19 protein-coding genes are annotated in these 18,305 nt (G+C 71.1%); 3 read left to right on the forward strand and 16 right to left on the reverse strand.

The features are described from left to right. Positions 1-22: 22 nt before the first annotated feature. Both V6U88_RS00535 and murA read right to left on the reverse strand, forming a co-directional pair. Positions 23-871 carry a 3-hydroxyacyl-CoA dehydrogenase family protein gene (locus tag V6U88_RS00535; protein WP_334448932.1) on the reverse strand — a complete coding sequence of 283 codons (849 nt, stop codon included), beginning with the start codon at positions 869-871 and terminating at the stop codon, positions 23-25. 94 nt (positions 872-965) lie between these two features. Continuing rightward, positions 966-2,408 (reverse strand): UDP-N-acetylglucosamine 1-carboxyvinyltransferase, encoded by a 1,443-nt coding sequence (gene murA, locus V6U88_RS00540; RefSeq protein WP_334448934.1) that lies wholly within the window; start codon positions 2,406-2,408, stop codon positions 966-968. On the opposite strand from murA, the gene V6U88_RS00545 reads away from it, so the two are divergent. Beyond that, positions 2,407-2,979, forward strand: coding sequence for a cob(I)yrinic acid a,c-diamide adenosyltransferase (locus V6U88_RS00545; RefSeq protein WP_334448935.1), 573 nt, complete (start codon positions 2,407-2,409; stop codon positions 2,977-2,979). The two genes, murA and V6U88_RS00545, sit on opposite strands and share 2 nt — an antisense overlap. Then, on the forward strand, positions 2,955-3,392 hold the full coding sequence (locus tag V6U88_RS00550; RefSeq protein WP_334448936.1) for a VOC family protein: 438 nt from the start codon (positions 2,955-2,957) through the stop codon (positions 3,390-3,392). The genes V6U88_RS00545 and V6U88_RS00550 overlap by 25 nt, the downstream gene beginning before the upstream one ends. Before the next feature lie 117 nt (positions 3,393-3,509). On the opposite strand, the gene V6U88_RS00555 is transcribed toward V6U88_RS00550, so the two are convergent. The 13 genes from V6U88_RS00555 to glyA all read right to left on the reverse strand — a co-directional run bounded on the left by V6U88_RS00555 (position 3,510) and on the right by glyA (position 14,542). Then, on the reverse strand, positions 3,510-3,965 hold the full coding sequence (locus V6U88_RS00555) for a DUF2550 domain-containing protein (protein WP_334448937.1): 456 nt from the start codon (positions 3,963-3,965) through the stop codon (positions 3,510-3,512). Positions 3,966-3,977: 12 nt separating this feature from the next. Further along, a complete protein-coding gene (locus tag V6U88_RS00560; protein ID WP_089012816.1) occupies positions 3,978-4,256 on the reverse strand; it encodes a F0F1 ATP synthase subunit epsilon in 279 nt (92 codons plus the stop codon). A 145-nt stretch (positions 4,257-4,401) separates the two neighbouring features. Next, positions 4,402-5,502 carry an LCP family protein gene (locus tag V6U88_RS00565; RefSeq protein WP_334449843.1) on the reverse strand — a complete coding sequence of 367 codons (1,101 nt, stop codon included), beginning with the start codon at positions 5,500-5,502 and terminating at the stop codon, positions 4,402-4,404. Positions 5,503-5,762: 260 nt separating this feature from the next. Next, positions 5,763-7,202 (reverse strand): F0F1 ATP synthase subunit beta, encoded by a 1,440-nt coding sequence (gene atpD / locus V6U88_RS00570; protein ID WP_334448943.1) that lies wholly within the window; start codon positions 7,200-7,202, stop codon positions 5,763-5,765. Next, on the reverse strand, positions 7,202-8,131 hold the full coding sequence (locus V6U88_RS00575) for a F0F1 ATP synthase subunit gamma (RefSeq protein WP_334448945.1): 930 nt from the start codon (positions 8,129-8,131) through the stop codon (positions 7,202-7,204). The genes atpD and V6U88_RS00575 overlap by 1 nt, the downstream gene beginning before the upstream one ends. A gap of 4 nt (positions 8,132-8,135) precedes the next feature. Then, a complete protein-coding gene (gene atpA, locus V6U88_RS00580) occupies positions 8,136-9,788 on the reverse strand; it encodes a F0F1 ATP synthase subunit alpha (RefSeq protein WP_334448947.1) in 1,653 nt (550 codons plus the stop codon). A gap of 85 nt (positions 9,789-9,873) precedes the next feature. Next, positions 9,874-10,695 (reverse strand): F0F1 ATP synthase subunit delta, encoded by an 822-nt coding sequence (locus V6U88_RS00585; protein ID WP_334448949.1) that lies wholly within the window; start codon positions 10,693-10,695, stop codon positions 9,874-9,876. Continuing rightward, complete coding sequence (locus tag V6U88_RS00590; RefSeq protein WP_088960569.1) at positions 10,695-11,237, reverse strand: F0F1 ATP synthase subunit B; 543 nt, start codon at positions 11,235-11,237, stop codon at positions 10,695-10,697. Before V6U88_RS00590 ends, V6U88_RS00585 begins: the two co-directional genes overlap by 1 nt. 27 nt (positions 11,238-11,264) lie before the next feature. Then, a complete protein-coding gene (locus tag V6U88_RS00595) occupies positions 11,265-11,501 on the reverse strand; it encodes a F0F1 ATP synthase subunit C (RefSeq protein ID WP_088960568.1) in 237 nt (78 codons plus the stop codon). A gap of 68 nt (positions 11,502-11,569) precedes the next feature. Further along, complete coding sequence (gene atpB, locus V6U88_RS00600; protein WP_334448954.1) at positions 11,570-12,367, reverse strand: F0F1 ATP synthase subunit A; 798 nt, start codon at positions 12,365-12,367, stop codon at positions 11,570-11,572. An 11-nt stretch (positions 12,368-12,378) separates the two neighbouring features. After that, on the reverse strand, positions 12,379-12,615 hold the full coding sequence (locus V6U88_RS00605) for an AtpZ/AtpI family protein (protein ID WP_334448956.1): 237 nt from the start codon (positions 12,613-12,615) through the stop codon (positions 12,379-12,381). Between the two features lie 213 nt (positions 12,616-12,828). Beyond that, a complete protein-coding gene (locus V6U88_RS00610) occupies positions 12,829-13,260 on the reverse strand; it encodes a hypothetical protein (RefSeq protein ID WP_334448958.1) in 432 nt (143 codons plus the stop codon). Next, positions 13,253-14,542 (reverse strand): serine hydroxymethyltransferase, encoded by a 1,290-nt coding sequence (glyA, locus tag V6U88_RS00615; RefSeq protein ID WP_334448960.1) that lies wholly within the window; start codon positions 14,540-14,542, stop codon positions 13,253-13,255. The genes V6U88_RS00610 and glyA overlap by 8 nt, the downstream gene beginning before the upstream one ends. 34 nt (positions 14,543-14,576) lie before the next feature. On the opposite strand from glyA, the gene V6U88_RS00620 reads away from it, so the two are divergent. Further along, positions 14,577-16,043 (forward strand): SDR family oxidoreductase, encoded by a 1,467-nt coding sequence (locus tag V6U88_RS00620; RefSeq protein WP_334448962.1) that lies wholly within the window; start codon positions 14,577-14,579, stop codon positions 16,041-16,043. A gap of 75 nt (positions 16,044-16,118) precedes the next feature. Here the strand turns inward: V6U88_RS00620 and V6U88_RS00625 are convergent, their stop codons facing one another. Beyond that, on the reverse strand, positions 16,119-18,236 hold the full coding sequence (locus V6U88_RS00625; RefSeq protein WP_334448964.1) for a transglycosylase domain-containing protein: 2,118 nt from the start codon (positions 18,234-18,236) through the stop codon (positions 16,119-16,121). Positions 18,237-18,305 lie beyond the last annotated feature (69 nt).

Consider the following 18,305-nt stretch of genomic DNA (forward strand, 5'->3'; position numbering starts at 1 on the left):
CGCCCCCTTTCCTTGCCCGGGCTCAGTACGTGTAGAAGCCCTTGCCGGTCTTGCGGCCCAGGTCGCCGGCGGTGACCATGCGCTGGAGCAGCTCCGGCGGGAAGAACTTCTCGTCGGCGGTGTCGGTGTAGATGTTCTTCGAGGCGTGCAGCAGCACGTCCACGCCGGTCAGGTCGGTGGTGGCCAGCGGGCCCATGGCGTGGCCGAAGCCCAGCTTGCAGGCGGTGTCCAGGTCCTCGGCCGACACCACGCCGGACTCGACCAGCTTGACCGCCTCGACGACCAGCGCCGCGATCAGCCGGGTGGTGACGAAACCGGCGATGTCCCGGTTCACCACCACCACGGTCTTGCCGATCCCCTCGGCGAACGCCTTCACCGTCGCCAGCGTCTCGTCGCTGGTCTTGTAGCCCCGGACCAGCTCGCAGAGCTTCATCATCGGCACCGGCGAGAAGAAGTGGGTCCCGACGACCGACTCCGGGCGCTGCGTCACCGCGGCGATCTGGGTGACCGGGATGGCCGAGGTGTTGGTGGCCAGCACCGCGTCGGACTTGCAGATCTTGTCCAGCGCGCGGAACACCTCGTGCTTGATCTCCAGCCGCTCGAAGACCGCCTCGACCACGATGTCCGCGTCGGCCGCCGCCTCCAGGTCCGTGGTCGGGGTGATCCGGCCCAGCGTCGCGTCGACCTCGGACGCGTCGATGCGGCCCTTCTCGGCGAACTTCTCCAGCGACTTCCGGATGCCGTCGACGCCCCGCTTGGTGGCCGCGTCGTCCAGGTCGCGCAGCGTCACCTGCCAGCCCGCCTGCGCCGCCACCTGGGCGATGCCCGAACCCATCAGCCCGGCACCGACGACCGCGAGTCGACCCGCCATCTGCTTCTCCCTCGCTGCGAATGAGTGTCTGTCTGCACCCTAGTCGGCGAGCCTGAACGACGGCTAAGGCCCCGGCCGCGGCGCCGGGGCCTCCTCAGATGGTGAGGTCCGGCGCCTCCGGCGCGGTGCCCCGCTCCACCCGCACCCCCAGCGCCCGCAGATCACCCACGAAGTCCGGGTAGCCCCGGTCGACGTGGTACACGTGGGAGACCTCGGTGACGCCCTGGGCGCAGAGCCCCGCGATGATCAGGCCCGCGCCGGCCCGGATGTCGGTGGCCCGTACCGGGGCGCCGGAGAGGCGGTCGCGACCGCATACCAGCGCGTGGTGGCCGTCGGTCCTGATGTCCGCGCCCAGCCGCATCATCTCGTTGGCGAACATGAACCGGCCGTCGAAGATGTTCTCGGTGATCAGCGAGGCGCCGTGGCTCACCGCGGCCAGGCCGATCGCCATCGGCAGCAGGTCGGTGGCGAAGCCCGGGTACGGCAGGGTGACCACGTCGACGGCGGCGGGCCGGTCGTCGGCGCGTACCCGGAAGGCGTCGCCGCGGGTCTCCACCAGCGCGCCGGCCGAGACCAGCTTGTCCAGCGCGACCTCCAGGTAGGCCGGGTCGACACCGGTGACCGTGACGTCCCCCCGGGTCATCGCGGCGCCGAACGCCCAGGTGCCGGCGACGATCCGGTCCCCCACCGTGGCGTGCCGCACCGGGCGCAGCTCGGGCACCCCGACGATGCGCAGCGTGGAGGTGCCCGCGCCGGAGATCCGCGCGCCCATCTGGTTGGCCATCGTGCAGATGTCGACGATCTCCGGCTCGCGGGCCGCGTTGTCGATCACCGTCACGCCCCGGGCCAGCACCGCCGCCATCACCAGGTTCTCGGTGGCCCCGACGCTGGGGAAGTCCAGCACGATCTCCGCGCCGTGCAGGCCGTCCGGCGCGGAGGCGATGACGAAACCGTGCTCACCGGAGATGTCCGCGCCCATCCGGGTCAGCCCGGAGATGTGCATGTCCAGCCCCCGGGAGCCGATCGCGTCCCCGCCGGGGTGGGCCACCCGGACGTACCCGCGGCGGGCCAGCAGCGGGCCCAGCACGCAGATCGACGCGCGCAGCCGGCGGACCAGGTCGTAGTCGGCCTCCGCGCCGGGGCGCTCGGGCACGTCGATGACCACCGAGCGGGACCGGGCCACGCCACCCCGGGCGACCATCGGGTCGACCGGGTCGTCGGCCTCGAACCGCACGCCGCAGCCGAGCCGGCGCAGCACCTCCCCCATGATCGCGATGTCGGTGATCCGGGGGACGTTGGTGATCACGCTGCGCCCCGGGGCGAGCAGCGCGGCCGCCATCAGCTTGAGCGCGGAGTTCTTGGCGCCGACCACGTGCACGGTGCCGGCCAGCCGGGCGTCGCCGCCCACCCGGATGACATCGACGTCGTTGACCGCGCAGTCACCGGCTGCGGCGGGACCGGCTCCGCCGGGCCAGCCGAGGCTCGGGTCCGGGCGTGCCGGAATCGTCAGGTCCGGTATCCGTAGGCTGTGCGTCATGGCCGTCCACCTCACGCGCATCTACACCAAGGCCGGCGACGCCGGCATGACCAGGCTGAGCAACAACGAGCAGGTGCCGAAGACCGACCCACGGATCGCCGCGTACGCGGACGTCGACGAGTGCAACGCCGCGATCGGCGTGGCGCTCGCCCTGGGGCAGCTCGACGCGGAGCTCCGGGCGGTGCTGGAGTCGATCCAGAACGACATGTTCGACGTCGGCGCTGATCTGGCCACCCCGGTCGAGCCGGATCCGGCGTACCCGCCGCTGCGGGTCACCGAGGAGTACGTGGAGCGCCTTGAGGGGTGGTGCGACGAGTACAACGCACGCCTGAGCAAGCTCGACTCCTTCATCCTCCCCGGCGGCACCGCGGGCGCGGCGCTGCTGCACGTGGCACGGACGGTCGCCCGGCGCGCCGAACGGGCCGCCTGGGCACTGGTCGCGCACGACCCGGATCGCACCAGCTCCCTTCCGGCAAAGTATCTCAACCGCCTCTCCGATCTGCTGTTCATCCTGTCAAGAACGGCAAATCCGAACGGCGATGTGCTATGGGTGCCGGGCGGCAAGCGCTGAGCACCGGCGCGCTGCACCACGTCGAGGTCTGGGTACCCGACCTCGACGCCGCCCGGGCGAGCTGGGGCTGGCTGCTGAGCGAGCTGGGCTGGACGCCGTACCAGGACTGGCCGGCCGGCCGGTCCTGGCGGCTCGGCCCGACGTACCTGGTGCTGGAGGAGTCCCCCGCGCTCTCCGGGCGGGCGCACGACCGGCTCGCCCCGGGGCTCAACCACCTCGCGTTCCACGCCGGTCCGCCCACCGCGGTGGACCGGCTGGTCGCCGCCGCGCCCGCGCACGGCTGGACGCTGCTCTTCCCGGACCGCCACCCGCACGCCGGCGGCCCAAACACCTACGCCGCCTATCTCACCGACATCCACGGCTACGAGGTGGAACTCGTCGCTTCAACGAATTCCGGTAACGGCGCAAGGTAAGAAGCGTCTGAGACGGCGCGTCAACATGAGGGATTTCCGGGGAGCCCGCCCGCGGAGGGATCAAGCCTGACCGCCCGGAGCGGGTGGGCTCCCCGGAAATCCCGGAGCGCGCGCGGGTCAGGCGGCGGGCCAGTCCTGGGAGGCCAGACGCGGCGAGGCCGCCCCGGGCGGGGCGGCCTCCAGCCAGCTGAGGAATCCGGTCACGGTGGACCGCGCCATGGCGATCTCGACCGGTGCGTGGTGACTGGTACACCGGAGGATCACCCAGTCGGCGGGCATGGAGAGACGCTCCTGCCCCTCGGGCAGGCGGCGCCGCTCCACCACCAGTTCCTTGCGGGATAGCACCCGCTTGGGGCGCAGGGCGAAGCTGAACAGCCGGTACCACCGGAGCTCGTCGCCGACGAACCGCCCGAAGCCGGGCGACCAGCCCCGGCCGTCGAGCACGGTGGTGACCCGGACGCCGAGCCGGATGATGCCACCGCTACGGGTGACGAGGGCCCGCCGGATGAAGAGGATCAGAGCCGCGGCGAGGAGCACCGCGAAGCCGATTCCGATCCCTTCCACGATCTCCATCGGCGGGTCGGCTCAGCGCGCCGGGGTGGCCGGGGTGGCGCTCTCGGCGAGGACGGTGACGCCCTCACCGGTCACCGACAGGAAGCCGCCGGCGACGTCGTACGCGACCTGCTGGCCGCCGGCCTGCTTGATGCGGACCTGGCTGGGCTCCGCGAGCTGGCCGAGCAGGGGCGCGTGCCCCGGCAGCACACCCAGCTCACCCTCGGTCGTCCGGGCGACGACCATCTCGGCCTCGCCCGACCAGACCTTCTCCTCGACGGCTACGAGCTCGACGTGAAGCTGCTGTGCCACGCTGTCTCCTTGCTGCGGCGGCGGATTGTCGAAAGTCTAGTCCCGCCGCCGGGAGCGCCCCAACGCGGGTGGCGAGACCTGCGCCACCGGCGTGGTGACCGGCCGGGCCGGGTCGGCGGGAAGCCGACCCGGCGGTGGCGGGCGGTCACTTGTTGCGGTTGCGGAACTCCGGGTGTTCGAGCAGGAACGCGTCCAGCTGCTCGTTCTTCAGCGCGGTGAAGAAGTCGTCCGCGGCGGGCAGCAGCCGCTCACCCCGGTACGCGCTGCCGGTGCCGATCCCCTCGCCCGGCAGCTTGATCAGCTCGACGTTCTCCGGGCGCACACCCTTGAGGGCGATGGCGAAGTCGACCACGCTGTTGCCCCGGCCGTTGAAGGTCAACGACTGGCCGGCGGCCCGGATCACCCGGTCCAGCTTGATCGGGTTGGTCACCACGTCGGCGCTGAACGCCTGCTTGACCATCGCCTTGATGAACTGCTGCTGGTGGCGCTGGCGGCCGTAGTCGCCGTCCGGGACGCCGTTCTTGGGGTAGCGCTGCCGCACGTAGTCCAGCGCCTGCCAGCCGCTCAGGTGCTGGTTGCCCTTCTTGTACTCCGCCTGCGGCCCGATGTAGCCGGGGCCGTACGGGTTGCCCTTGCGGTGCGTGCCGTCGGGCTCGCGGTGCTCGGACTTCACGTCCCGCTCGATGTACATGTCGACGCCGCCCATCGCGTCGACGATCTTCTGGAAGCCGGTGAAGTTGATGATCGCGCCGGCGTCGAAGCGCTCGATGCCGGTCACGTTCTGGACGGTCATGGCGAGCAGCTCGAAGCCCTGCGGGGTGCTCGGGTTCTGCCCCTGCACGACGCTGCCGTTCGACATGGCCCCGTTGAGCTTCCCGGCGCCGCCGGGGAAGCCGGCCTTGTCGAACTTCGGGATGTCGACGTACAGGTCGCGGGGCAGGGAGAACAGGTACGCCCGGTCCATCGTCTCCGGCACGTGCAGCACCATGATCGAGTCGGCCAGCGGCCGGTCCTCCGGCTTGCGCGGGTCGGTGCCGACCAGCAGGATGTTGAGCGGGCCCTTCACGCTGCTCTTGCGCTCCTGCGCCCCGGCCGCCTGGTCGCCGAAGAGGTCGGCCTTGCCGACGGCGCCCTCGTACCGGGTCAGCAGCGCCTCGTAGCCGACCAGCACCACGCCGCTGAGCAGCATGAGCACGGCGCCGAAGACGGTGCACATCCTGGCCCACCGCGGCACGCCCGACCACATGGACGGCTTGCCGCCGCCCTTGCCGGCCTTAACCACGCGCTTCTCCATTCGTCGTCACGCCCACGGCTTATATGACGGGCGGACGCAGCCGAAATGTTGCACCGAATCGACGCCGGTTGTCGGGCGCCGCGCTCGAAACGGTACCGCGCCGTCGTGGGAATCGCCGCACCGACAACCGGACACGGGGCGCTAACAGGTCCGGAAAGGCCGAAGGCCACCCCGGCGGGCCGGGGTGGCCTTCGTGCGCTGTGACGGAGTTCTCAGCCCTCCGACATCAGTTCCTTCGCCTTGCGCTCCAGATCCTCGAGACCGCCGCACATGAAGAAGGCCTGCTCGGGGAAGTGGTCGTACTCGCCCTCGCTGATCTTCTTGAACGCGTCGATGGTCTCCGCGATCGGGACCGTCGAGCCCGGCACGCCGGTGAACTGCTCGGCGGCGTAGGTGTTCTGCGACAGGAAGCGCTCGATCCGCCGGGCCCGGGCCACGGTGATCTTGTCTTCCTCGGAGAGCTCCTCGATACCGAGGATGGCGATGATGTCCTGCAGGTCCTTGTAGCGCTGCAGGATCCGCTTCACCTCGGTGGCGACCTGGAAGTGCTCCTCGCCGACGAACTCCGGGGCGAGGATCCGGGACGAGGACGCCAGCGGGTCCACGGCCGGGTAGATGCCCTTGTCGGAGATCGACCGCTCCAGGTTGGTGGTCGCGTCGAGGTGGGCGAACGTGGTGGCCGGGGCGGGGTCGGTGTAGTCGTCCGCCGGCACGTAGATCGCCTGCATCGAGGTGATGGCCTGACCCCGGACGGAGGTGATCCGCTCCTGGAGCTGGCCCATCTCGTCGGCCAGGGTCGGCTGGTAACCCACGGCGCTCGGCATGCGGCCGAGCAGCGTGGAGACCTCCGAACCGGCCTGGGTGAAGCGGAAGATGTTGTCGATGAAGAGCAGCACCTCCTGCTTCTTCACGTCCCGGAAGTACTCCGCCATGGTCAGCGCGGAGAGCGCCACCCGCAGCCGGGTGCCCGGCGGCTCGTCCATCTGGCCGTAGACCAGCGCGGTCTTGTCGATGACACCGGACTCGGTCATCTCGGCGATGAGGTCGTTGCCCTCACGGGTGCGCTCACCCACGCCGGCGAAGACCGACGTACCGCCGAAGTTCCGGGCGACACGGGTGATCATCTCCTGGATGAGCACCGTCTTGCCCACGCCGGCACCGCCGAACAGGCCGATCTTGCCGCCCTTGACGTACGGGGCGAGCAGGTCGATGACCTTGATGCCGGTCTCCAGCATCTCGGTCTTCGGCTCCAGGTCCGCGAAGGCCGGGGCCTTGCGGTGGATCTGCCAGTGGTCGTCCGGGGTGAGCGTCTCACCCTCGGTGAGGTTGAGGACCTCGCCGATCGCGTTGAACACGTGACCCTTGACCGCGTCGCCCACCGGAACGGTGATCCCGGAGCCGGTGTCGCGCACCTCCGAGCCGCGAACCAGACCGTCGGTCGGCTGCATCGAGATGGCGCGGATCATGTTGTCACCCAGGTGCTGGGCGACCTCCAGGGTCAGCTTCTTCTCACCGCCGGACAGGGTCACGTTCACGTGCAGCGCGTTGAACAGGGGCGGCATGGCGTCGCGCGGGAACTCGGCGTCGACGACCGGGCCGATGACCCGGACCACGCGACCCGTGGCCGTCTTGGTCTCTACTGGGGCAGTCATCACACTTCACTTCCCGACGCGGCCAGCGCGTTAGCGCCGCCGACGATCTCGCTGATCTCCTGGGTGATCCCGGCCTGGCGGGCCGAGTTCATCTCGCGCGTGTACTTCTCGATCATCTCTTCGGCGTTGTCGGTGGCGCTCTTCATCGCCCGCCGCCGCGACGCCGACTCGCTCGCCGCCGACTCGATCAACGCCGCGTAGATCCGCGTGTTGATGTACTTCGGCAGCAGCGCGTCGAGCAGCGCCTCCGCCTCCGGCTCGAACTCGTACGCCGGCAGCAGCCCCTCGGACTTCGGCCGATCCTCGACCTGCATCGGGCCGATGATCTTCGCGACCGGTGTCTGGGTCATCAGGCTGTGGAACTCGGTGTAGACGATGTGCAACTCGTCGATACCGAGCACCCCGTCCGCCCCGGCCTGACCGTCCGCGTCGTCCGCGCCGGCCGAGAACGCCTTGATCAGCGTCTCGCCCACCTCGCGGGCGTCGGCGAAGGACGGCTGCTCCGAGAAGCCCGTCCAGTTCGCCGCCATCTCCCGGTCACGGAACCGGTAGAACCCGACGCCCTTGCGGCCGATGACGTAGAGCACCGGGTCCTTGCCGTCGGCCTTGAGCCGGGCGATCAGCGACTCCGCCTGCCTGATCGCGTTGGAGCTGTAACCACCGGCCAGGCCGCGGTCGCTGGTGACCAGCAGCACGCCCGCCCGCCGCACCCGCTCACGCGGGGTGAGCAGCGGGTGGTCGATCCGCGCGTTGGACGCCAGCGCCGTGAGCACGCCGGTGATGGCCTGGGCGTACGGCAGGGACGCCTCCACCCGGGCCTGGGCCTTGGCGATCCGGCTCGTCGCCACGAGCTCCATCGCCTTGGTGATCTTCTTCATCGACTTCGCCGAGCGGATCCGTTGACGAAGAACGCGAACCTGGGCCGCCATGGGATCAGCTCTCGGCCGGGCGGTCGGTCTGGCCGTCGCGGAAGCGGGTCACCGTCTCGCGGTTCTCCTCGCCCTCGAGCGGCGCGGCCGGGGCCTCGTTGATCCGGCGCTCGTCCTCCTTGCCCAGGAAGACCTGCTTGAACTCGGCGATGGCCGAGTCCAGCGACGAGATGATGTCGTCGTTCCACTGGTTGTCGGCGATTCCGGCCAGCACACCCTCGTGCTTGTGCCGCAGGTACTGGAGGAACTCGGCCTCGAAGCGACGGACCTCGCCGACCGGGATGTCGTCCAGCTTGCCCTCGACGCCGGCCCAGACCGAGACGACCTGCTCCTGCACCGGGTACGGCGAGTAGTTCGGCTGCTTGAGCAGCTCGACCAGGCGGGAACCGCGGTTGAGCTGGTTCTGCGAGGCCCGGTCCAGGTCGGAGGCGAAGGCGGCGAACGCCTCCAGCTCGCGGTACTGGGCCAGGTTGAGCCGCAGCGAGCCGGCGACCTTCTTCATCGGCTTCACCTGCGCGGCGCCACCGACCCGGGAGACCGAGGTACCGACGTTGATCGCCGGCCGGACGCCCTGGTTGAACAGGTCGGTCTCCAGGAAGATCTGGCCGTCGGTGATCGAGATGACGTTGGTCGGGATGAAGGCCGAGATGTCGTTGGCCTTCGTCTCGATGATCGGCAGACCGGTCATCGAGCCGCCACCCAGCTCGTCGGAGAGCTTCGCGCAGCGCTCCAGCAGACGGGAGTGCAGGTAGAAGACGTCACCCGGGTAGGCCTCGCGGCCCGGCGGGCGGCGCAGCAGCAGCGACACGGCCCGGTACGCCTCGGCCTGCTTGCTCAGGTCGTCGAAGACGATCAGGACGTGCTTGCCGCCGTACATCCAGTGCTGCCCGATGGACGAGCCGGTGTACGGGGCGAGGTACTTGAAGCCGGCCGGGTCGGAGGCCGGGGAGGCGACGATGGTGGTGTACTCCATCGCGCCCGCCTCCTCCAGGATGCCCTTGATGCCGGCGATCGTGGAGGCCTTCTGGCCGATGGCGACGTAGATGCAGCGGACCTGCTTCTTCGGGTCGCCGGTGCGCCAGTTGTCCCGCTGGTTGAGGATGGTGTCCAGGGCGACCGTGGTCTTACCGGTCTTCCGGTCACCGATGATCAGCTGACGCTGGCCCCGACCGACCGGGGTCATGGCGTCGATCGCCTTGATACCGGTCTGCAGCGGCTCGTCGACGGACTGCCGGGACATCACGTTCGGGGCCTGGAGCTCCAGCTCGCGGAAGCCCTCGTTGGCGATGTCACCGAGCCCGTCGATCGGCTGGCCGAGCGCGTCGACCACGCGACCGAGGAAGGCGTCGCCGACCGGCACGGAGAGCACCCGGCCGGTGCGCTTGACGCGCTGCCCCTCCTCCAGCTTGGCGGAGTCACCGAGAACGACGACACCGATCTCCCGGACGTCGAGGTTCAGCGCCACGCCGAGCGTGCCGTCCTCGAACTCCAGGAGCTCGTTGGTCATGGTCGAGGGCAGGCCCTCGACGTGGGCGATGCCGTCGCCGGTGTCGGCGACGGTGCCGACCTCCTCGCGGGAGACGTCGGACGAGTAGGAGGAGACGTAGCGCTCCAGGGCGCCGCGGATCTCCTCCGTCGAGATGGTCAGCTCGGCCATCCTCTGCTTCCTTAAGTATCAGGGTCCCGGGATACCTAGTACCGACCGGTCCGAATGGCGTCGATCAGGGGCTGCGAGACGCTGGTCAGCGCTTCGCGAGCGCGTTGCGGGTCTCGTTGAGGCGGCGCAGGACGGTGCCGTCGTACAGGTCGGAGCCGACCTGGACGCTCACCCCACCGAGCACCTCCGGGTTGACCGTCTGCTTGACGGAAACCTCTCGACCGTACATCGCGGAGAGGCGCGCACCCAGGCGTCGCTCCTCCTCGTCACTCAGGGGGGCCGCGACGGTGACGTACGCCACCTGACGGTCCCGCCGTTCGGCGGCCAGCTCGACCAGCCGGGTGAGTGATCCGGTGAAGGAGCGCCCGCCGAAGCCGGAGAGCGCCACCTCGATGAGGCGGACGGTGGCCAGCCGGGCCTTGCCGGCCAGCAGCTCGCCGACCAGGACGCCCCGCCGGTCCACCGGGACCGCCGGGTTCGACAGCACCGCGGAGAGCTCGGGCTGGCCGGCGACGACCTGCCCGAAGCGGAACAGCTCGTCCTCGACCTCACCCAGGTCACCGGCGGCGTCGACGCTGGCCAGTACGGCCTCCACGCCGAGCCGCTCGGCGCCGTCGAGCAGTTCCGACGGCGCCGACCAGCGACCGGCGACCATCGTGGCGAGCAGGTCGAGCGCCCCCTCGCCGATCTTGCCCCGCAGCATCTCGCCGAGCAGACCGGCGCGGTCCGCCCCGGACCGGGCGGGGTCCGAGAGGGCCCGCCGCAGCCGGGGCTCCCGCCGAAGCAGGCCGGCGACGGCGAGCAGGTCGTTCGCGGTGTGGGCCACCGCGACCGGGTCGGCACTGCGCGCGTACGCGTCGAGGTGCTCGGCCGCGACCTTGTACGACTCCCGGCTGGCGGCCTGCATCAGCGGGCCCCCGCGCTCTCGAGACCGCTCAGGAACCGGTCGACGGTGCCCTTGCGACGAGCCTCGTCGGCGAGGGACTCACCGACGATCTTGCTGGCCAGGTCCACCGCGATCGTGCCGACCTCGGTGCGCAGCTCGCGCACGATGGTGGCCCGCTCGGCGGCGAGCTGCTCCTTGCCGGCCGCGATGATCCGGTCGGACTCCTCCCGCGCCTTGGCGAGGATGTCCTGGCGGATGCCCTCCGCGTCGGCCCGGGCGTCGTCCCGGATCTTGGCGGCGTCGGTGCGCGCCTCGGCGAGCTGCGCGCGGTACTGCTCGAGGAGCTGGTTGGCCTCGGCCTGGGCGGCCTCGGCGCGCTTGATGCCACCCTCGATCGCGTCGACCCGCGCCTGGAACGTCTGCTCCATGCGGGGGAAGACGAACTTCATCAGCACGAAGCAGAGCACGGCAAAGGCGACCGTCCCGACCACGAGCTCCTGCCACAGCGGGACGATCGGGTTGTGGGCCGTTTCACCACCTTCGGCGGCGAGCAGGTGGTACATGGTTACCTCCCGGTCAACAGGGGTGGATCAGGCGCCAGCCCAGATGAAGCCGAAGGCGATACCCAGCAGCGCGAGCGCCTCGATGACGGCGAAGCCGATCCAGACGTACGGCAGGGTCATCCGGGACGACTCCGGCTGGCGGGCGGTCGACTGGATGTAGGCGGCGAAGACCAGGCCGACGCCGATGCCCGGGCCGATGGCGGCGAGGCCGTAGCCGATGGCGGCGGTGCTGCCCTCTACCGCGGCGAGAACGCTAGCGTCCATTGGTGTGGTTCCTCCTGGTTATCACGCGTGACGGTCACGCGGGACGACAACGGTTGGTGCAAAGTGGATCAGTGCTCGTCGGCGAGCGCGCCCTGCACGTAGCTGGCGGTCAGCACCGTGAAGACGTACGCCTGCAGGACGATCACCAGGAACTCGAGGAAGGTCAGGGCGATGGTCATCACCCAGGACAGCACCGAGACCGGGGCCAGCCAGGTGTTGGCGCTGAGCATCGCGAAGCCGCCGAGCGTGAAGACCAGCAGGAGCATGTGGCCGGCGAACATGTTCGCGAAGAGACGGACGGCCAGCGAGAACGGCCGGACGAGGAAGGTCGAGAAGAACTCGATCGGGATCAGCAGCGGCAGGATGTACCAGGGTGCCGGCGGGATCAGGGAGTTCTTGATGAACTTGCCAGCGCCGTGGTGCTTGATGCCCGCGTAGATGAAGAGCACGTAGCTGATCACCGCGAGGATCGCCGGGAAGGCGATGTGCGAGTTCGGCGAGATCTGGAAGCCCGGCAGGATCGCGAAGAAGTTGGTCAGCAGGATGAAGCAGAACAGCGTGGTGAAGTACGGCGCGAACCGCACCCCCGCGTGCCCGATCATGTCGACCGCGATGTTGTTCCGCACGAAGCCGTAGATCGACTCGGCGAACCACTGCTTCTTCGTCGGGACCAGCTGCGGCTTCCGGTAGCTGGCCAGGAAGAAGATGATCAGGACGCCGACGGCGATCCAGACCATCGCAGTGATCTTCGTGAACCAGTACGAGTCGTGCGCACCCCAGGGCAGGATGCTGGGCAGGTAGAAGTCCTCCACACTGGGTGGGAATGCCGCCTGGCCCGCTGCCAGGACGTTCGCCTGTCCGAACACCGCGTCCCTTCCTAAGTAGGCGTGCCGAGTCGGCGGACGACCAGGATGATTCCCCCGGCCATGCCGAGCACGACGCCGATCCCGGTGGCGATGCCGCCGGAGTCGAGCCACTGGTCGACCAGCCAGCCGATGAATCCCCAGAAGACCATGCCCGTGATGAGGTATCCGAGCGCGGTCCAACCCTGGCCGGCACCGGACGGAACGTCGCCTGAGCCGCCATTGGGTTGGGGGGTTTGGTCACCAGCCATGACGGGGCGAACGATATCAGCCGGGAAGACGAGGCTGTGCCTCACCCCCCGCACAACCGTCGTTGTGTGGGCCGTTGGCGGGTCACGTCGTCTGGGGGAACGCTACTCCCCTTCCGCCGGTCAGAAAATGACCGAAGGTGGACAGCCGGGCGCGTCGTCCGCCAGGTGGGACGCCGCCACGAACCGATCACGGTCGGTGTGCGCCCGGACCGGTCAGCCGGCCACCCCGCGCCGGTGCACCCTGGTCAGCCACCAGATGTGCACCCCGGTCCAGACCGCCACGCCCGCCGCGATGCCGAGGCAGAGCGGGAGCAGCCCGTCCCAGCCGGTCGACGCCACGGCCACCATCACCACGCCCAGCAGGGTGAACTTGGCGGCGTACAGGCCGAGCCCGAACGGAAGCACCAGCTGCGGGTTGACCGCGTCGGCCCAGGCCAGCACCACCGTGGTCAGCGTGTAGCTGGCCGTCGTCACGGCCACCCCGGCGACGGCGCCCAGCGCCGCGTCGCCCCCGCCGGCCACCCCGCCGACCAGGGCGGCCACCGCGCCCAGCACCGCCGAGGCGAGCAGCAGCACCGGCAGGTGGCGCAGTCGCCAGCGCCGGTCCGCGGCCGCTTCCGGCGCGCGCACCCCGGGCTCAGCCACGGGGGTACGCCGGGAAGGCGGCGACCAGCTCGGCGACCTCGGCGGCGATCCCGGTGAGCGTGTCGGCGCCCCCCGGTGCGGCCGGGTCGGTGCGGACCGCGCGGGCGATCAGCGAGGCGACCTGACGCATCTCCGGCACGCCCATGCCCTGGGTGGTGACGCTCGGCGTGCCGACCCGGATGCCGGAGGCGACCATCGGCTTCTGCGGGTCGTACGGGATGGCGTTCTTGTTCAGGGTGATCGTCGCGGCGTCGCAGCGGGCCTCGGCCTCGGCCCCGGTCACCCCGGTCTCGCGCAGGTCGACCAGGGCCAGGTGGGTGTCGGTGCCGCCGGAGACCGGGCGCATCCCCTCGGCGGCCAGCCCGGCGGCGAGCGCCCGGGAGTTCTCCACCACCCGCGCCGCGTACGCCTGGAAGTCGGGCTGCGCGGCCTCGCGCAGCGCGACCGCCTTGGCCGCGACGGCGTGCATCAGCGGGCCGCCCTGGGTGAACGGGAAGACCGCCTTGTCGATCCGGGCGGCCAGCGACTCCCGGCCGAGGATCATGCCGCCGCGCGGGCCGCGCAGCACCTTGTGGGTGGTGAAGCAGACGACGTCGGCGTACGGCACCGGCGACGGGATCGCCTGACCGGCGACCAGCCCGATGAAGTGCGCGGCGTCCACCATCAGGTACGCGTCGACCTCGTCGGCGATCTCCCGGAACCGGGCGAAGTCGATCAGCCGGGGGTACGCGGTCGCCCCACAGATGATCATCTTGGGCCGGTGCGCCAGGGCGAGGTCGCGGACCTCGTCGTAGTCGATCAGCTCGGTGTCCCGCCGGACCGTGTAGCCGACGGTGTGGAACCACTTGCCGGAGAAGTTCACCCGGCTGCCGTGCGTGAGGTGCCCGCCGTGCGGCAGGTCCATCGCCAGCACCGTGTCGCCGGGCTGCACCAGGGCGGCGTACGCGGCGAGGTTCGCGCTGGCCCCGGAGTGCGGCTGGAGGTTGGCGTGCTCGGCACCGAAGAGCTCCTTCGCCCGGGCGATGCCGATCTCCTCGGCCCGGTCGACCTCGGCGCAGCCGCCGTAGTAGCGCCGGCCGGGGTAACCCTCGGCGTACTTGTTGGTCAGCGTCGAGCCGAGCGCCGCGAGCACCGCCGGGGAGGTGAGGTTCTCGCTGGCGATCAGCTGCAGGCCGCCGCGCAGCCGGTCGAGCTCGCCCAGCACCACCCCGGCGATCTCCGGGTCGACGGTGCTGAGCTGCTGGAAGTCCGGCCCCCAGAAGGTGTTGCTCGCGTTCTCCACAGCGAAGGAGTCTATGGGCCGCACACTGGAAACCGTGAGATGCCTCGTCACGGGAGCCACGGGTTACATCGGCGGGCGGCTCGCGCCCCGGCTGCTGGCCGAGGGGTACGAGGTGCGCTGCCTGGCCCGCAAGGCCGGGCGGCTGCGCGACGTGCCCTGGGCGGCGCAGGCCGAGGTGGTCGAGGGCGACCTGCGCCGGCCGGAGACCCTGCCCGCCGCGTTCGCGGGCGTCGACGTCGCGTACTACCTGGTGCACTCGCTCGGGCAGGCCGACTTCGAGACGGCCGACCGGGAGGCGGCGACCCACTTCGCCGAGGCGGCCGCCGCGGCCGGCGTACGCCGGATCGTCTACCTCGGCGGCCCCGAGCCGAAGGAGGAGGGCGAGGTCCCCTCGCCGCACCTGCGGTCCCGGGCGGAGGTGGCGCGGATCCTGCTCGCCAGCGGCGTGCCCACGGTGGTGCTGCGGGCCGCGGTGATCATCGGATCCGGCTCGGCCTCGTTCGAGATGCTGCGCTACCTCACCGAGCGGCTGCCGGGGATGGTCACCCCGCGCTGGGTACGCAACCGGATTCAGCCGATCGCGGTCCGCGACGTACTGCGCTACCTGGTCGGCTGCGCGACCCTGCCGCCCGAGGTGGACCGCTCCTTCGACATCGCCGGCCCGGACGTGCTCACCTTCGAGGAGATGATGCAGCGCTACGCCCGGGTGGCCGGGCTGCGCCGCCGGGTCATCCTGCGGGTACGGCCGCTGACGCCGTCGCTCTCCTCGTACTGGGTGGGGCTGGTCACCCCGGTGCCGAACAAGATCGCCCGGCCGCTGGTGGAGAGCCTGGTCCACGAGGCGGTGGCGCGCGAGCACGACATCGCCCGGTACATCCCCGACCCGCCGGACGGGTTGGCCGGCTTCGACCAGGCCGTCGCGCTGGCGCTGGCCAAGGTGCGCGACGCCCAGGTGGAGACCCGCTGGTCCACCGCGAGCGGTCCGGACGCGCCGGCCGATCCGCTGCCCAGCGACCCGAAGTGGTCCGGCGGCACGGTCTACACGGACGTGCGGGAACGTGACGTCGCCGCCCCGGCGACCGCGCTCTGGCGGGTCATCGAGGGGGTCGGCGGCGAGCACGGCTGGTACTCGTTCCCGCTGGCCTGGTCGCTGCGGGGCTGGCTGGACCGGCTGATCGGCGGGGTCGGGCTGCGCCGGGGCCGGCGGGACCCGCACCACCTCCAGGTCGGCGAGGCGCTGGACTTCTGGCGGGTCGAGGAGATCGTGCCGGGCGAGCTGCTGCGGCTGCGGGCCGAGATGCGGCTGCCCGGCCGGGCGTGGCTGGAGATGCGCGTCGAGCCCACCACCGACGGCCGCAGCCGGTACGTGCAGCGCGCCGTCTTCCTCCCCCGCGGCCTGGCCGGACACGCCTACTGGGGTTCGGTGGCCCCGTTCCACGCCGTCGTCTTCGGCGGCATGGCCCGCAACATCGCGCGCGGAGCCGAACACCGCGCCCGCTGAACCGCTCCGGCGGATCAGTTGCCGTCGCGGGGACCGGTCCGAGGGTCAGTTACCGTCGCCGGGACCGGTCCGAGGTCAGTTGTCGTCGCGGGGACCGGTCTCGCGGAAGGCGACCGCCTCGCTGGGCGGGACGAAGTCGCGGATGGGCTGCCCCTCGAGGGCGGCGGCGAGCACCCGGCCCACCGCGTCCACCATCCTGGCCTGCACCGCCCGCCCGACCGCGTCCCGGGGGTCGTCCGGGTTCGCCGCCATCGAGGCGATGGCGAGCTGCGGGGTGAACGCGACCACCGACTCGGCCTCGTACCCGTCGGAGCTGCCGGTCTTGCCGGCCACCGGGCGGCCCAGCCGCGGCCGGAGCACGTCGGCGGTGCCGCCGTCGCAGCGGTTGTACATCGTCTGGTCGCCCACCGGGCAGCGGGCCGCGTCCACCGCCGCCCGGGCCACGTCGGTGTCGACCACCTGCCGGCAGTCCGGGCGCCCGGCGGCCACCTCCTGCCCGGCGCTGTCGGTGATCGACACGACCGGCAGCGGCGCGCACCAGGTTCCCTCGGCGGCCACCGTGGCGTACGCGTTGGCCAGGTCGAGCGGGGTGGTCGAGGAGACCCCGAGGGTGAACGGGCCCCAGTTGCGGGCGCCGGAGCGGGCCAGCCGGGCGTCGCCCTCGGCGCGGAACACGATGCCCAGCCGCTCGGCCATCTCCACCGCCCGGTCCGCGCCGACCCGCTCGATCAGCCAGGCGAAGTAGGTGTTCACCGAGCGGCCGAAGGCGCTCCACATGGTGTGCCGCCCGTTCATCCAGGACGGGGTGGCGTTGACCGGGCACCAGGCGCCGCCGCAGCTGGCCGTCCCGGCGCCGGCCGGGAACCGGGTGAGGATCCGGCCCGGGGCGGTGAAGCCGGTGTCCAGCGGCAGCCCGGACTCCAGGGCGGCCAGCAGGGTGAAGAGCTTGAAGGTGGAGCCGGCCTGGTAGCCCTCGATGCCGTTGCCGCCGGCGACGAGCTGGTTGACCGTGTTCGGGTAGTTCTTCTGCCCGCGCGGGTTGCGGTCGACGCTGTAGTTCCGGTTCACCGCCATGGCCAGCACCCGCCCGGTGCCGGGCTGGACGACCGCGGTCGGTACGGCCCGGCGGTCGGTGACGCGGTAGATGTCCAGCACCTGCTGCAGGGTGGCCCGCTGCACGGCCGGGTCCAGCGAGGAGACGATCCGGAAGCCGCCCCGGCGCAGGGTGTCCTGCCGCTCCGCGGCGGAGGAGCCGAAGGCCGGCTGGGCGCTCCACCACTGGGTGAACCAGTCGCAGAAGAAGCCCCAGTCGTTCTGCGCCTGCGGCACGCCGGTGCAGTCGTTCGGGGTCTCGCTGGGGCGCAGCGCCAGCGGGGCGGCCTTGGCCTGCGCCGCCTCGGCCGCCGACACCTGCCCCGCGTCGACCAGCCGGTCCAGCACGTACGCCTTGCGGCGCAGGGCCGCGTCGGCGTCACCGTTGATCGGGTCGTCGGTGTCCGGCGACCGGACCAGGCCGGCGAGCAGGGCTGCCTGGGGCAGGGTGAGGTTCGCCGGCGACGTGGAGAAGTAGCGCTTGCTGGCGGCGGCGATGCCGTACGCCCCGGCGCCGAAGTAGGCGATGTTGAGGTAGCGGCGCAGGATCTCGTCCTTGTCCAGCTCCCGCTCCAGGGACAGGGCGTACCGCACCTCCCGCAGCTTGCGGGCGACGGTGATCTCGGTGGCCGCCCGGCGCTCTTCCCGGGTCAGCCGGGGATCGCTGGCCAGCACGTTGCGCACGTACTGCATGGTCAGCGTCGACGCGCCCTGCCGGGTGTGGCCGTCGCGCCGGTTGACGGTGAAGGCCCGGATCACCCCGCGCGGGTCGACGCCGCGGTGCTGGTAGAAGCGGGTGTCCTCGGCGGCCACGATGGCCTGGCGCATCACCGGCGCCACCTTCGCCAGCGGCACCTCGACGCGGTCCTCGGTGTAGAACGAGGTGATCAGGGTGCGGCCGTCGTTGGCGTACAGGTTCGACCGTTGCGCGGTGGGTGGCGTGCGCAGGCTCGACGGCAGCTCCGCGTAGGGCGCGGCGAGCGCGCCGAAACCCAACCCGAGCACCAGCGCGGCCGGCAGGGCCGCCGCTGCCAGCACCAGTCCGGCGAGCACGCCGGCGATCACCACGGTGAGCAACTTGTCGAGATGGGCCCGGATCATCAGTACTCCCCGCAGGAGCCGTCAGGACCCGTTCAGAATGACCCGCTACGCCCCTTCTGCCCTCATGTT

It is taken from the genome of Micromonospora sp. CPCC 205739 (genome assembly GCF_036906795.1).
Lineage (GTDB): Bacteria > Actinomycetota > Actinomycetes > Mycobacteriales > Micromonosporaceae > Micromonospora.

Coding starts and splice junctions, on each gene's coding strand:
- V6U88_RS00535 (WP_334448932.1), bottom strand. CDS start 871: ATGGCGGGTCGACTCGCGGTCGTCGGTGCCGGGCTGATGGGTTCGGGC.
- V6U88_RS00545 (WP_334448935.1), top strand. CDS start 2,407: ATGGCCGTCCACCTCACGCGCATCTACACCAAGGCCGGCGACGCCGGC.
- murA (WP_334448934.1), bottom strand. CDS start 2,408: ATGACGCACAGCCTACGGATACCGGACCTGACGATTCCGGCACGCCCG.
- V6U88_RS00550 (WP_334448936.1), top strand. CDS start 2,955: ATGGGTGCCGGGCGGCAAGCGCTGAGCACCGGCGCGCTGCACCACGTC.
- V6U88_RS00555 (WP_334448937.1), bottom strand. CDS start 3,965: ATGGAGATCGTGGAAGGGATCGGAATCGGCTTCGCGGTGCTCCTCGCC.
- V6U88_RS00565 (WP_334449843.1), bottom strand. CDS start 5,502: ATGTGGTCGGGCGTGCCGCGGTGGGCCAGGATGTGCACCGTCTTCGGC.
- atpD (WP_334448943.1), bottom strand. CDS start 7,202: ATGACTGCCCCAGTAGAGACCAAGACGGCCACGGGTCGCGTGGTCCGG.
- V6U88_RS00575 (WP_334448945.1), bottom strand. CDS start 8,131: ATGGCGGCCCAGGTTCGCGTTCTTCGTCAACGGATCCGCTCGGCGAAG.
- atpA (WP_334448947.1), bottom strand. CDS start 9,788: ATGGCCGAGCTGACCATCTCGACGGAGGAGATCCGCGGCGCCCTGGAG.
- V6U88_RS00585 (WP_334448949.1), bottom strand. CDS start 10,695: ATGCAGGCCGCCAGCCGGGAGTCGTACAAGGTCGCGGCCGAGCACCTC.
- V6U88_RS00590 (WP_088960569.1), bottom strand. CDS start 11,237: ATGTACCACCTGCTCGCCGCCGAAGGTGGTGAAACGGCCCACAACCCG.
- V6U88_RS00595 (WP_088960568.1), bottom strand. CDS start 11,501: ATGGACGCTAGCGTTCTCGCCGCGGTAGAGGGCAGCACCGCCGCCATC.
- V6U88_RS00605 (WP_334448956.1), bottom strand. CDS start 12,615: ATGGCTGGTGACCAAACCCCCCAACCCAATGGCGGCTCAGGCGACGTT.
- V6U88_RS00625 (WP_334448964.1), bottom strand. CDS start 18,236: ATGATCCGGGCCCATCTCGACAAGTTGCTCACCGTGGTGATCGCCGGC.